11 protein-coding genes are annotated in these 13,696 nt (G+C 58.3%); 3 read left to right on the forward strand and 8 right to left on the reverse strand.

The features are described 5' to 3' along the window. The first annotated feature begins 337 nt into the window (after positions 1-337). The 3 genes from Q0629_RS02715 to Q0629_RS02725 all read left to right on the forward strand — a co-directional run bounded on the left by Q0629_RS02715 (position 338) and on the right by Q0629_RS02725 (position 7,305). Entirely contained in the window at positions 338-2,842 is a 2,505-nt protein-coding gene (locus Q0629_RS02715; protein WP_298778622.1) for an excinuclease ABC subunit UvrA, read from the forward strand. Between the two features lie 99 nt (positions 2,843-2,941). Then, entirely contained in the window at positions 2,942-4,870 is a 1,929-nt protein-coding gene (locus Q0629_RS02720) for a site-specific DNA-methyltransferase (RefSeq protein ID WP_298778625.1), read from the forward strand. A gap of 14 nt (positions 4,871-4,884) precedes the next feature. Continuing rightward, positions 4,885-7,305 carry a DEAD/DEAH box helicase family protein gene (locus Q0629_RS02725; protein WP_298778628.1) on the forward strand — a complete coding sequence of 807 codons (2,421 nt, stop codon included), beginning with the start codon at positions 4,885-4,887 and terminating at the stop codon, positions 7,303-7,305. A 121-nt stretch (positions 7,306-7,426) separates the two neighbouring features. Here the strand turns inward: Q0629_RS02725 and Q0629_RS02730 are convergent, their stop codons facing one another. The 8 genes from Q0629_RS02730 to Q0629_RS02765 all read right to left on the reverse strand — a co-directional run bounded on the left by Q0629_RS02730 (position 7,427) and on the right by Q0629_RS02765 (position 13,670). Further along, on the reverse strand, positions 7,427-7,993 hold the full coding sequence (locus tag Q0629_RS02730) for a GrpB family protein (RefSeq protein ID WP_298778630.1): 567 nt from the start codon (positions 7,991-7,993) through the stop codon (positions 7,427-7,429). A 36-nt stretch (positions 7,994-8,029) separates the two neighbouring features. Further along, positions 8,030-8,329 carry a type II toxin-antitoxin system RelE/ParE family toxin gene (locus tag Q0629_RS02735; RefSeq protein ID WP_298778632.1) on the reverse strand — a complete coding sequence of 100 codons (300 nt, stop codon included), beginning with the start codon at positions 8,327-8,329 and terminating at the stop codon, positions 8,030-8,032. Next, the gene (locus Q0629_RS02740; protein ID WP_298778637.1) at positions 8,326-8,589 is read right to left on the reverse strand and encodes a type II toxin-antitoxin system prevent-host-death family antitoxin; all 264 of its coding nucleotides are present in this window, start codon (positions 8,587-8,589) and stop codon (positions 8,326-8,328) included. Before Q0629_RS02740 ends, Q0629_RS02735 begins: the two co-directional genes overlap by 4 nt. Positions 8,590-8,698: 109 nt before the next feature. Beyond that, a complete protein-coding gene (locus Q0629_RS02745) occupies positions 8,699-9,070 on the reverse strand; it encodes a nuclear transport factor 2 family protein (RefSeq protein ID WP_298778639.1) in 372 nt (123 codons plus the stop codon). A 101-nt stretch (positions 9,071-9,171) separates the two neighbouring features. Beyond that, on the reverse strand, positions 9,172-10,227 hold the full coding sequence (gene mcrC, locus Q0629_RS02750) for a 5-methylcytosine-specific restriction endonuclease system specificity protein McrC (protein WP_298778642.1): 1,056 nt from the start codon (positions 10,225-10,227) through the stop codon (positions 9,172-9,174). Then, positions 10,224-12,188 (reverse strand): AAA family ATPase, encoded by a 1,965-nt coding sequence (locus Q0629_RS02755; RefSeq protein ID WP_298778644.1) that lies wholly within the window; start codon positions 12,186-12,188, stop codon positions 10,224-10,226. The genes mcrC and Q0629_RS02755 overlap by 4 nt, the downstream gene beginning before the upstream one ends. Positions 12,189-12,291: 103 nt before the next feature. Further along, entirely contained in the window at positions 12,292-13,008 is a 717-nt protein-coding gene (locus Q0629_RS02760) for a 4Fe-4S binding protein (RefSeq protein ID WP_298778647.1), read from the reverse strand. Positions 13,009-13,220: 212 nt separating this feature from the next. Continuing rightward, positions 13,221-13,670, reverse strand: coding sequence for a hypothetical protein (locus tag Q0629_RS02765; protein ID WP_298778650.1), 450 nt, complete (start codon positions 13,668-13,670; stop codon positions 13,221-13,223). Positions 13,671-13,696 lie beyond the last annotated feature (26 nt).

Below are 13,696 nucleotides of genomic sequence, written 5' to 3' on the forward strand. Positions count from 1 at the left end.
GCAGCTGACTCTTAATCAGCGGGTCGTGGGTTCGAGTCCCTCACAGTCCACCATTACCTTTTTTACGAACGTCCAAAATCGTCTAAAAAGCCCGCTGCGAAGCGGGTTTTTCTTTTGCCTTCGCTCAATGAAAGTCCACCCTGATGGGCTACAATCCATCGCTGATTTTTTAATCTGTTCGTGATAAAAATAATTGACGATTACGGGCGGTGCGTCGGAGGGACACTTGCCCCGGCGAACCGGTGCGTCCAACCATCTTGCATGATGAGGTAGACTATACGCATAGCCTTTTGCTAGGGAACGCGGCATGTTCCCTGATTGCGGGGCGGGAATGGAGATGCGCAGGATGAATGACGAGGCAGATGCGCCAAGGGAGATTCAGGTCCGAGGTGCGCGGGTGCATAACCTGAAGAATATCGACGTGAACATACCGCTGAACCGGATCGTCGGAATCGCGGGGGTGTCTGGGTCCGGCAAGTCGTCGCTCGCGCTCGGCGTCTTGTACGCCGAAGGGTCAAGGCGCTACCTGGAGGCGCTGTCCGCCTACACGCGCAGGCGCATGACGCAGGCGGCGAAGGCGGACGTCGACGAAGTGCTCTACGTGCCCGCGTCCCTTGCGTTGCACCAGAGGCCGGGCGTTCCGGGCATTCGTTCTACCTTTGGAACGGGAACGGAGCTCCTGAACAGCGTCCGGCTGATGTATTCGAGATTGGCGAACCACGTCTGTCCCAACGGACACGTGCAGGAGCCCACGCTTGCGGTCGCGGCGGAGCAGGAGCTGGTTTGCCCCGTCTGCGGGGAGCGGGTTCAGGCGCCGTCGGCTGAGGAGCTTTCCTTTAACGGTCAGGGGGCCTGCGAGCGCTGCGGGGGCACGGGCATGGTGCGGACGGTGGACGAGGCGACGCTTGTGCCGGATGAGTCCCTCACCATAGACGAGGGAGCCGTTGCCCCCTGGAACAGCCTGATGTGGTCCCTCATGACCGACGTCTGCCGGGCCATGGGAGTGCGCACGAACGTGCCGTTTAAATATCTCTCGGATCAGGAGAAGGACCTCGTCTATCACGGCCCCGCCGAGAAGCGGCACATCCTGTACAAGGCAAAGAACTCCAACGTGGCGGGCGAAATGGATTTCACGTATTACAACGCCACCTATACGGTGGAGAACGCGCTCGCTAAGGTCAGGGACGAAAAGGGCATGAAGCGCGTGGAAAAGTTCCTCAAGGAGGAAATCTGTCCGGAATGTGGCGGCAGCAGACTGTCCGAAAGGGCGCGGCAGCCCAAATTGCGCGGAGTGTCCTTGGATGAGGTCTGCAGGATGCCCCTGTCGGAGCTCCTCCAGTGGGTTGAGGCCGTGCCGGGCTCCCTTCCGGGAGAAATGCAGCCCATGGCGAACAGCATCTGCGAGTCCTTCCGCACGGCGGCGCGACGGCTGATGGATTTGGGGCTCGCCTATTTGTCCCTTGACCGTGCGGCGTCCACGCTTTCCACGGGGGAACGTCAGAGGATGCAGCTTGCCCGTGCGGTGCGAAACCGGACGACGGGCGTGTTGTACGTGCTGGACGAGCCGTCCATTGGGCTGCATCCGGCCAATATCGCAGGGCTGAACGCCGTCATGCACGATCTTGTGGCGGACGGCAATTCCGTCCTGCTCGTCGATCACGACATGCAGGTTCTGAAGGAGGCCGATTGGCTCATCGAGATGGGGCCGCAGGCGGGTGCTGAGGGCGGCAGGGTCATCGCGGAGGGCACGATCGCGGACGTAGAGGAGAACGTGGCCTCTCAGATCGGGGCGTTCCTTGCGAGAGGGCGGAGGGTTGAGCGGGAACGCCCCCTCCGTCCCGACGGAACGTTTGCCGAAGGGACGATACGCCTTGTGACTTCCGCGATCCATACCGTCAAGCCCCTTCAGGTGGCCATTCCCAGGGGACGGCTTACCGTGGTGACGGGCGTGTCCGGGTCCGGCAAGACGACGATGGTGCTGGAGAGCCTCGTCCCTGCGCTGGAGTCCGTGACGCAGGGAAGGAAGGTGCCGGAGCACGTCGTCGAGGTGGCGGCTGAAGGCATCGAGCACGTCAAGCTGATCGACGCAACGCCCATAGGCGTCAACGTCCGCTCTACGGTGGCGACCTACGCGAACGTCCACGATGAGCTGCGGAAGGTCTATGCGCACACGCAGGATGCAAGGCAGCACGGCTTCAAATCCGGGGACTTTTCGTACAACACGGGGAGCTTGCGGTGTCCCGTCTGCGATGGGACCGGCTCCATCAGTCTGGACGTGCAGTTCCTGCCGGACGTGGAGGTTCCGTGCCCGGATTGCCGCGGGTCGAGGTATGCGAAGGTGGCCTACCAGGTCAGGCACACGAATGGCGCCGGTGTTTCCCGTTCCCTGCCGGAGCTGATGGATATGGACGTGAGCGCCGCGCTTGAGTTCTGCAGGGAGATGAAAACCATCCGGTCCAAGCTGCGGGTGCTGCAGAGCCTCGGCCTTGGCTACCTCAGGCTGGGCGAAGATACGCCGGGCCTTTCCGGCGGCGAGGCCCAGAGGCTGAAACTGGCGAGCGAGATGGGAAGGGAGCAGGCCGATTCCGTGTTCGTCTTTGACGAGCCCACGATCGGGCTGCACCCGCTGGACGTGCAGACCCTGCTCAACGTGTTTCAGACGCTCATAAAGAACGGGGCGACCGTGATCGTGATCGAACACGACCTCGACGTGATCCGCAACGCGGACCACGTCATCGACATGGGGCCGGGAGGCGGGGAAGCGGGCGGTACGATCGTGGCGACCGGCACGCCGCGCGAGATCAGGGAGGACGCAAGGAGCGTGACCGGAAGGTACTTGTAGCCGCGGCAGGGGCGTCCGGGACTTTTTCTAACGCGATGCCGATCGGCGGCACGGCGGGGAATGGGCCGGAGGCCGTGGTCTGGACTGGAGGCGCTTTCAATGGCCGAGAGGATGAAAATGGAATGGGCGGACGGGATCGCCCGCAACGTAGAACGGATCGGAGCGCTGTTCCCCGGCTGCGTGACGGAGGCGCGGGGCGCGGACGGCAGGCTCAGGGCGGCGATCGACTTCGAGCGGCTTCGTCAGGAGCTCTCCGACGAGGCGATCGCGGGGGACGAGGCCTATGCGTTCACGTGGGTGGGAAAGAGGGCGGCCATCGCCGAGGCGAACCGGCCCATCCGAAAGACGCTCCGCCCCTGCCCGGAGGACAGCGTGGACTGGGACGCGACGGAGAACCTCTACATCGAGGGGGACAACCTCGACGTGCTGAAGCTCCTGCAGGAGAGCTACCTCGGAAAGGTCAAGATGATCTACATCGACCCTCCGTACAACACGGGGTCGGATCGCTTCGTCTACTCCGATGCCTTCGCCGTCAGCACGGAGGAATACCTGGAGCGAAGCGGCGCGAAGGGCGAGGATGGGACGGTCCTCTTCAGAGAAAACAACCCCGCTAACCCAAGGTTTCACTCGGACTGGCTCTCCATGATGTACCCCCGGCTCTTGTTGGCGCGGAACCTGTTGAGCGACGACGGGGTGATCTTTATCTCGATCGACGAGAACGAGGTCAGCAACCTGCAGAAGCTCTGCAATGAGGCGTTCGGCGAGAGAAACTACGCGGCGACCTTCCTCTGGACCAGGACCAGCACTCCGCCCGCGCTCTCCTGTAAGTGCCGAAAGACCGTGGAATACGTGCTGGCATACGAGAAGAGGCGGAGCGCACTCAAGTACTTTGGCGCGCCCCTCGACGGCGGCGACGCCCCCCTCCTGAACGCCGGGAATCCCGAAAAGACGCTCCGGTTCCCACAGGGCAGCATTCGCTTCCCCTTCCTCCGCGACGGGCTCATCCCTGCCGGCGAGAAGGGCAGGGTCCGGCTGTTGGACGAGCTGCGCGTGGAGGACGGCCTGAACGCCAACGCGGTCCGACTCGTCGGGGAGTTCAAGTGGGAGCAGGCGACCCTGGAGGCAGAGGTCAGGCGCGGGACCTGTTTCGTCGTCAAGTCTGACCGTTTTTCCATCCGCTTTCAAAGGCAGGAGCTGGAGGGCGCCTACAAGACGCCGACCAACTTCCTGAAGGTCGAGCTCAACCGGGAGGCCGCCGTGGGGACGAACGAAACGGCGGTCCGGGAGCTGGAGGAGCTGGGCCTTGGGAAATGTTTCGACTACGCGAAGCCGCTTTCCCTGGTTCAGGCGCTGACAAGGATGGTCTGCGCTCAGGACAAGGAGGCCCTCGTCCTGGACTTCTTCTCCGGCTCCGGGACCACGGCGGACGCCATCATGAGGATGAACGCCGAGGACGGCGGGCGCAGGAGGTTTATCCTGGTCCAGATTCCGGAGCGCACGCCCCCGGACACCATCGCGTTCAAGATGGGGTTCAAGGACATCGCCGAGCTGGGCAGGGAGCGCATTCGCCGTTCCGGCGCGCGAATCGGAGCGAAGGGACCGGACGGCGCGAGGAAGACGGACGTCGGGTTCCGCGTCCTCCGGCTGGACGAGAGCAACATGAGGGACGTCTACTACGCCGCCGGAGAGTATCGCCAGAGCCTGCTCCCTGCGCTCGCGTCCAACGTAAAACCGGATCGCACGGACATGGACCTTCTATTCGGCTGCCTGCTGGAGTGGGGGCTTCCGCTCTCCATGCCGCACCGCAGCGAGGAGGTGGAGGGCTGCAGGGTCCACACGTGGAACGAGGGGGACCTGATTGCCTGCTTCGCCGAGGACGTGCCGGATTCCGTCGTCAGGGAGATCGCGAGGCGCAGGCCGCTTCGCGCCGTGTTCCGCGACGCGAGCTTCAGGGACAGCCCGTCCAGGATCAACGCCGTGGAGCTCTTCAAGGCGCTGGCGCCGACCGCGAGGCTCAAGGTCCTCTGAGGGAGGGGGGTGCGGTGAAACTTCGGTTCCGACGCCAGAAGTTCCAGGAGGACGCGGCCAGGGCGGTCGCGGACGTGTTCGCCGGGCAGCCGTATCGAGCGCCGGCAAACGGGGGTGCGGGAGAGCCGCGGCTGCCGCGGGAGGGCTGCATCGGGTGGAGCAACCTGCCTGTCGTCCCGGAGCTGACCGATGCGCGGGTCCTGGAGAACCTGCGGAGGGTGCAGAGCGCCAACCGGATCAAGCCGTCCGAGAGGCTGGAGGGGCGCTACAACCTCACGGTCGAGATGGAGACGGGAACCGGAAAGACCTACACCTACATCAAGACCCTCTATGAGCTGAACGGGCGGTACGGCTGGAGCAAGTTCATCGTCGTCGTCCCCAGCGTTGCGATCCGCGAGGGCGTCTACAAGTCCTTTCAGGTCATGCAGGACCATTTCGCGGAGGAGTACGGGAGGAGGGTCCGATACTTCGTCTACGACTCCGTGCAGATGGCGGAGATCGACCGGTTTGCGTCGGATCGCTCCATCGACGTCATGATCATCAACGCGCAGGCCTTCAATGCGAGGGGGAAGGACGCGCGTCGCATTCACATGAGGCTTGACGAGTTCCGGTCGAGGAGGCCGATCGAGGTCATCGCCGGGACCCATCCGATCGTGATCATCGACGAGCCTCAGTCCGTCGAGGGCAGGCGGACCAGAGAGGGTCTGAGGCAGTTCAACCCCATGATGACGCTGCGCTACTCCGCAACCCACCGGCCCGACAGCCTCTACAACCTGGTCTATCGGCTGGGCGCGATGGAGGCCTACAACGAACGGCTGGTGAAGCGAATTGCCGTCAAGGGCATCGCGGAAGCAGAGGGCGCCGCGACGGAGGGCTACGTCTACCTTCAGGGCCTCAACCTCTCCAGGGCGGCGGCCCCCACCGCGACGGTTCAGTTCGATTTCAGGGGGACGTCGGGCGTTCGGCAGGTTACGAGGACGGCGGGCGTCGGCTACGACCTCTACGAGCGCTCCGGCAGGCTGGAGGAGTACCGGGACGGCTTCGTCGTGAAGTCCATCGACGGCCGGGACAACTCCGTGGAGTTCCTGAACGGCGTCAGGCTCTGCGCCGGAGAGGCGGTCGGCCGGCTGAACGAGGACCGGCTGCGCCGCATCCAGATCCGCGAAACGATCCTCTCCCACATCGAGCGGGAGCGGCGGCTGTTCCGCAGGGGCATCAAGGTGCTGTCCCTCTTCTTCATCGACGAGGTCGCGCACTACCGGGAGTACGACACCGACGGATGGCCCCAAAACGGCCTTTTTGCGCGGATGTTCGAGGAGGAGTATCGGGACGTCGTTTCCGCGACGCGGGGCGGTCCGGGTGAGGAGGAGTACATGGCGTATTTGGAGGCGATTGCGCCGGACAGCACCCACGCCGGATACTTCTCCGTCGACAGACGGGGGCGTATGACCAACGGCAGCCTGAGCGACAGGCGGGAGCGTACCTCGGACGACGTCGACGCCTACGACCTAATCATGAGGGACAAGGAGCGCCTTCTTGACCTCGACCCCAGGCGGTCGCCGGTGCGCTTCATCTTCTCCCACTCCGCTCTGCGCGAGGGCTGGGACAACCCCAACGTCTTTCAGATCTGCACGCTGAAACGAAGCGGAAGCGAGGTCCGTAAGCGTCAGGAGGTGGGGCGCGGCCTGCGCCTCTGCGTCAACCAGGACGGGGAGCGCATGGACGCGGAGGCCCTCGGAGATGAGGTCCATGACGTCAACGTGCTCACGATCATCGCCAGCGAGAGCTACGACCGCTTTGCGCGGGGGCTGCAGGCAGAGCTTGCGGATGAAGCTGAGGGCGTGGCTGAGGCGGTCGTCGCGAATCCCGACGCCACCTGCGGCGTCCGTGTGTTGCAGCCGGAGGACGCCCGCAACGGCCGCACAGAACCGACCATTGAACCAGAGAGACCCGTCATGATGTGTTCCGGCGTCGACGAGAAGCCGGTCCACTCGGTGGTCTTCGAGGCCGATGAATTGATCCGGAGGGCGGTCCGCGCGCTGAACGGGGGGCTGCGCCTCCCAAAGGCCCTCGCCCGCGTCGAGTCCGGCGTCCTGGGGACGATGGCGTCGAAGGAGGCCCTGCGTTCCGGGACCTCGTTCGTGAAGGAGGGGGTCGAGGCCTACGAGGCCTCTGGCGGGGCGGGAGCTCGGAGCGTGAAGTACGACCTGATCGGCAGGCTGGCCGAGGCCACCGACCTCACCAGACGGGATGTCGTTGCCGTCCTCACCGGAATCGAGGCGCCCGTCTTCGATCAGTTCAGGGACGCCCCGGAGGATTTCATCCTGAGGGCCGCATCTCTGATCAACGGTGAGAAGGCCACGATGACAGGCGAACGAGGCGCTGTCTGCGACGCGGCGGACGGCGATCGGACGTTGCGGGGTGATGCTCCCTGACGGCTTAGATTGAGTCGCATCGCGGTGGACGAAGGCACGCCGGGATATCTCCGACGTGTCGGGAAACGATCCGCTGCACGTTTACGTCAAGTTTGATAGTGCCTCGCCCAATCCGCGCTCCTTAGTACCTTGCGCCATAGCGCTGCCTTGCCAGGCTGGTGTATTTTTTTATGAAGTCCCCCTTGGCTTCGGTGTAGCCGTCCCGATCGTGTTCAAACCGTCTCCATAGCGATAACTTCAACGCCTCGTAGGCCTTTGCGACGGCGGGGAATTCCCGCAGATAATCCCTGAAGTACAGCTCGTCGTTATCCCCCCAGAGGCGAACGTGAAGGTGAAAGACCTTCCGGGCGAAGCCGCTGGGGGTGTAACCCTTGTTCATCGAAACCCGGTGAGCGCTCCGGCTCATGCACCGCCAGTCCTTTTGAAGGAGCCGCTTTTCGACGTTGTTCAGGTCGTCATCGCTCCCGACTTCCAGCAGGATGTCAACGATGTTTTTTGCCCAGATGTCGGGGACGGCCGTGCTCCCGACGTGGGAGATTCGCTTAACCGTTTCGCGCGGGAGCAGCGCTGTGAGGTTGCTCTCTTCCTCAACGTACCAATCGTTCCATCCCTCATGATGCCGGACGAGGAAGATGGGGAACAGTTGCCACAGCTCCTTCAGGCTCATTTCCTCCAATTTTCTGTCCATTTTTGCCTCTCCGCTCGCCCGTTTCCAAAATTTGATTTAAAATTCGCTCCGCGAATAGCGCACGGTTACGATATGTACCTCTCGTTTCTCCTTATGCACACGATAAATGATGGTATAATTCTTGACGAACAACTGACGATAGCCCTGATTGGCATAGGCCCCGATACGGCGGACAGGCTCCCTTTCCGGAAACTGCTCCAAACTGAAGATAGCGTCCTCCAAGCTAGTAAGCAGATTTTCAGCCGTTCCTTGTACCATAAGATTTTTGGCGATATAGGAATAGATACCGTCTAAATCCCGATATGCGCGGGGATATATTTTGACGGCATATTTCATAAGTTGTGCTTCCTTCGGAGAGGAGGTAAGGCTTCACGGGCGTCAAGAAGTTTTCCACCCTCCGCAACTTCCTGTTCCGCTTCTCGGATCGCTGCGTCTGTGTCTACGTTTTCCATCAATTCCTCGTAGGCTTCGATACTCAACACAACCAGGTCACCATAGCCATTTTTTGTGATAAAAACAGGCTCTTTCCTCGCATGACAAAGCTCAGAAATCTCGTTTGTGTTGCGCAGGTCTGTAATCGGTCGGATTTGCGGCATGTTTTAGCCCCCTCTCTTGCTCATTATTATGTCATGATTATGTACAAAGTTCAAGGGCAATATGCCTGACCAGTGAAATATTTACTGATACGGCACTTGTTTTTTTCGCTCACTTTCGGATCGGGTCCCCTACTTTCATCTTCTGACGCCATTCAGGTGCCACCCCATCATTGGCCCAATACTCTTCAACGAATGATATTTTCTCATTCCGACAGGTAAAAAAGCTAACGACATGAAATGCTGCCGATGAGTCCCGCGCAAAGACCCTTGTCACGGTGATGCATCCCACGTCAGTGTTTTCAACACGTTCAACTTCACCGTCCCACTCGCCTGGATAATCACAATTGACGCGTATAAACTCATCCGCCGAAAACTTCTCGTTTGTGCATGGCCAATGTATTTCAGCATCAGAGCAAAAATACTTTTTTAGTTCTTCGCGATTTTGTTCCAGAACGTCTTTCCAAAATAATTTAATATCCATATTTTCTCCTTAGCACAACGACGATTCTCTTGTAACGATCACGCTTTATCAATAGTTTATATTTTTGACTTTCCGTCATGTGCAACGATTTTCTGAAATAATCACTTTCCAAAATGCTCCTCTACGATCACATTCAGCTGGAATGCAATCTGTGAAAAATCCCGGTTCAGATCCAACGTCTTTACGCTTATCTGATTTCCACTCATCCGATAAACGTTGTCCGGCTGGATGACCTCGTCCGTCGCTGCATACAGCAGCATACCGGAAACCTTATGTGGCTTGGTTCCGAAATCCACATCCTTGTTTTTAACGTAAGTGAAAATCTGATACAGATTGCCCGAATGAAGCGTGTGGACGTCATGCTGCGTCTGCGTCGTGTGCGTATAATACTTGGCGTCAATAATAAGAACTTCGCTGCCCTTGGTCAGCATGATGTCGCTCTGCATAACCGGTAACATTGTTCCGGTGCCATCATCGAGCGCCCATGGGATCTGTGAGGCCGTTGCCGTCACCTGCGGGCATTCCCTGGCATAATATTCGAGGATAAACTTCTCATAGAGGCGATTCATGCGCTGTTCATCAACGAAGGTTGCCAGCTTATACTCGCCGGAATCCGTGGTCAACAGCATTCCTTCAAGAATGAGCTGGCATAGGCCGATGAGCATACGATAGGTGCTGTTGTTCCTCTGAAAACGGATAGCCGACCATTGGATCGCACGGGGATCAATCGTGTTTATATTGGAGAAAAACAGCATCTCTTTTTTCAGATTGTTCTTGTACTCCTGGTCTACCTTCGTATGCCGGAGCAAGAGCATGACGGTCGTTTTCAATATCTGATTTAAGAGATTGTCTTCTGACAGTTCATCATACTCACAGGCCAGCACGCACTTTCTGGCAAGGCGATTCTGAATGGTCCCCGGCATATCAATTTTTCCACGGACCACGGCTAACTCCTCTTTGTGGTTCAAATACTCCCGATGCAGGCCCTGCTTCAGCTGGCGACCGATACCCTTGGCGAGGATCGCCGCAAAAAGGTTATGCATGTTCTCAAATTCTTCGGTAGCGAGGTCCTCATAACCGCCCTGATTCAGCGTCGTGAAGGCATACGAAAGCATGTAGTATATGTTTTTTATGAAGATACTCTTATCCTTTATCATTGGAACACGCCCAGCAAAATGCTCTCCCAGCGTCGGAGCTTGTTGGCGTCGTCAAACCAGTATTCATTCAACATCGGCAGAATATCGTAATTGACGATGGAATACAGCCAGTCCCTGGTGCAAACATCTCTGCCGCAGAAATAGCTGTGACCGATACAGAATCCCTTGCCAAGCGACTTATCGAGAGAAATCTCCCGGTTCAGGTCCTTGACCTTGGAGATCAGCTCATTCAGTGTTTCGTTGTTCAGGCTGTTTTGATACTGAATGAATCCATCAGAATCGAAGCCCGGTTCCACCTCAAAGAAGCTGAAGCGACGACGGAGAGCGTAGTCAATCATGGCAAGGCTGCGGTCTGCTGTGTTCATCATGCCAATGATATACAGATTTTGGGGGACGGAGAAGGAAAGTCCATTATAGGCCAAAGTTGCCTTGCTGCCTCTATAGTCTTTCTCAATGAGCATCAACAGTTCCCCGAAAATTTTACTCATGTTGCCACGATTGATCTCGTCAATGATAAAGAAGAAATCTTTATCCAGTCGGTTCGCGGCCTTCTGGCAGAAGCGATAAAAGATACCATGCTTCAGCTCAAAACCGTTCTCTACCGGCTTATAGCCCATCATAAAGTCCTCATAGGAGTAGCTCTGATGAAATTGCACGAATTCAATCCTGCTATCATCTTTTTCTCCCATCATGGACCACGCAAGGCGCCTGGCGGCAAAGGTCTTACCCACGCCGGGAGCGCCTTGAAGGATGATATTCTTTTTATTTTGAAGGACGGCTACAAGGTTTTCATAGCGTTTTTCCGTCATATACACTTCATCGAGGAAATCGCTCTTCGTGTATGCATCAAAGGAGGCCGTTGCATACAGTTTGATGTCGCTCAAATCAGCCTTATCGAGTGCCGCAGAAAGTTCATCTCGTAATTTCCACACGAAGCTGCCATCTTCATCCTTATCAGCGTTACGGCCCGTATAAAGAACCGTCCACCACCGTGTGGAGCTATTTTCTCTGGTGTTTGGTGAAATGCCGGTGACTTTACAAACGCGCTTTGCCAGGCTGGATGAACCGGCATTGTAGAAATTTTTTGTTTCGCCGTATTTCAGAGCGAGCTGTGTGCAGGATGCTGTACCGCCGCAGTCCTTAATGCGCTTCATGATTTCAAGCGCGCTGGTGGTGAAGACGTTCTCGTCTTTAAGGAGATTGCTCCAATCGTCGACAGTAAGGCCGGGATCGTAATCGGTCCCATACCATTTAGCAGGCTCCGCAGCAGCGGCATTTTTCTGAGAATAATATCTGCCGATGTAAAATCCGACGTCAATGGTCAGAGTTTTCAACTCGGGATCGGCGTAGCATGTTTCGGTCAACTGCGATTGAAAGAGGTTCACCAACTCGGTATCCTCTTTTAAAGCCAGGCTGATCTCATCATAAAGCCGCAGGAAGTTTCGGATGTTATCCGCAAAGGCACCTTTCTTGAAACGATAGTCCGAATTGAGCTCCTGGGCGACTGCTTTTGCTTCGCCGAACTTGTAGATGTAGTATTTGTCCGGATAACGGAGCCACAAGTAGGTACTGATGGCATTTTCGTACTGATAATGCTGCGTGTCGTTGCTACCGTACTTCTCCAGAAGGTCGGACGACTGCTTCCTGAAATCTTCCATCCGTTCAAAGACATCTTTACTCTCGTCGAACAGAGCAATGAACATGGAGCGGACCTCTTCAGGAGCAGACCTGGCGAAATCGACAATCATGCCCCTTGGAAAGTGATTTGCGGAGGTCAGCAAATTGAAGGTCTTGTCCAAAGAACGGCTCAGCATTTCCGGAAAATCGGCTGCATTCACATCCCAATGATCCTGAAACCATTTCACGGCTTCCCATTTGTATTTTTCATTGCCCCACCGTTGGGAAACGAAGTTTTGCTTGTACTCAATCAGCACATCTTTCAGTCGAAATGGGTCAAACATGACAAACACCTCTCAGACGCTTGCGAAGCTATAAATCGGGCGCTTCCATATTTTACATCCTGTTCCATGGAGTATAACTCTCCCTTCCGCTATAGGGGCGTCCTCAGTCCAGGATGTTCCCTTCGGTGGAGATGGTCACGACGCGCCAGGGGATCATCTTGCCGCAGTTCATGAGCGCCGTCTTCACGGCCTGCTCCAGCCCCCCGCAGCAGGGGACCTCCATGCGCACGATGGCCACGTCTCGGATGTCGTTCGCCTTCAATATCTCCGTCAGCTTCTCGCTGTAGTCCACGCTGTCCAGCTTGGGGCAGCCGACGATCGTGACGCGCCCGCGCATGAACTCCTCATGGAAGCGGGCGTAGGCGTAGGCCGTGCAGTCCGCCGCCACGAGGAGCTTCGCCCCCTCGAAGTAGGGCGCCTTCACGGGGACCAGCTTGATCTGCACGGGCCATTGAGCCAGCTGCGATGCGAACGCCTGGGACGCTGCCGGCATGGCGGGCTCGGGCCTGGGGCGAAGGCTGCGCGCCTGACGCCCCGGGCAGCCCATCGGCGGCTCTCCCCTGTTCTTCTGCGCAGCCTTCCGGCTCGCCATGTGCTGCAGCACCGCCACCCGGTCGTACTCAGCGGCCTCGCGTTCCGTGAACGTGATGGCGCCGGTGGGGCAGGCGGGAAGGCAGTCCCCCAGCCCGTCGCAATAGTCGTCCCTCAGGAGGCGCGCCTTGCCATCCTCCATGGTGATGGCCCCTTCGTGGCATGCATCGGCACACGCCCCGCACCCGTTGCACTTGTCCCTGTCGATGTGTATGATCTTCCGAATCATCCCAAAGCCTCCCAAAGTGATCGGGGATTCCCCTGTTTATGGCGTCATGATAGCGCGCTTTCCGCGGAAAGTCGGTTGGAAAGACAACGAAACGCGTCGAGAAGGCGGGGTTGCGGGGCGGGCGATTCGCAAGTCCTGACAAGATATGAGGAGTAGAAAAAGACGACCGGCGAAGCCAAGCCGCCGGCCGTCAGCAGGGCGTTCCCCAAGGGCTAGATATCCGCGTCGATCATTGCGGTGACGCCCACGCCCTGCACCCGATTGAACCTCTCGATGGGGTTGACGGAGTCGATGGGGATGAGGATGCGGATGCGCACCCCCTTGAACTCCGCCTCCAACTGGGCTGCAGCCTGCGTTCGCTCCACGGCAGACTTCACCTGTCCGCCGACCTGTGCCGCCCCGATGTGCGTGCCGTCCCCGATGGAGACGATGGGGACCACCTTCGTGTAGCCCTGGAACTTCGCGTTCCGATTGAAGGTCACCGTGTTGATGAAGTCGTTGAGTGGCTCCGCGAGGGCCTTTACCAGCGCGCCGCCGCCTACGATCAGGGCTCCTTTCTTCAGGATGTCCCCCAGGTCCAAAGCCGTTGCCGAAGTCGGCACCGCGGTCAGGCTGAGGGCAGCCAGGAGGAGCACGGCCGTCTGCTTCTTAAAACGATTCATGAGTTTCACCTGCTTATCCCGTTTTT

The organism is uncultured Fretibacterium sp. (assembly GCF_938030725.1).
Lineage (GTDB): Bacteria > Synergistota > Synergistia > Synergistales > Aminobacteriaceae > Fretibacterium.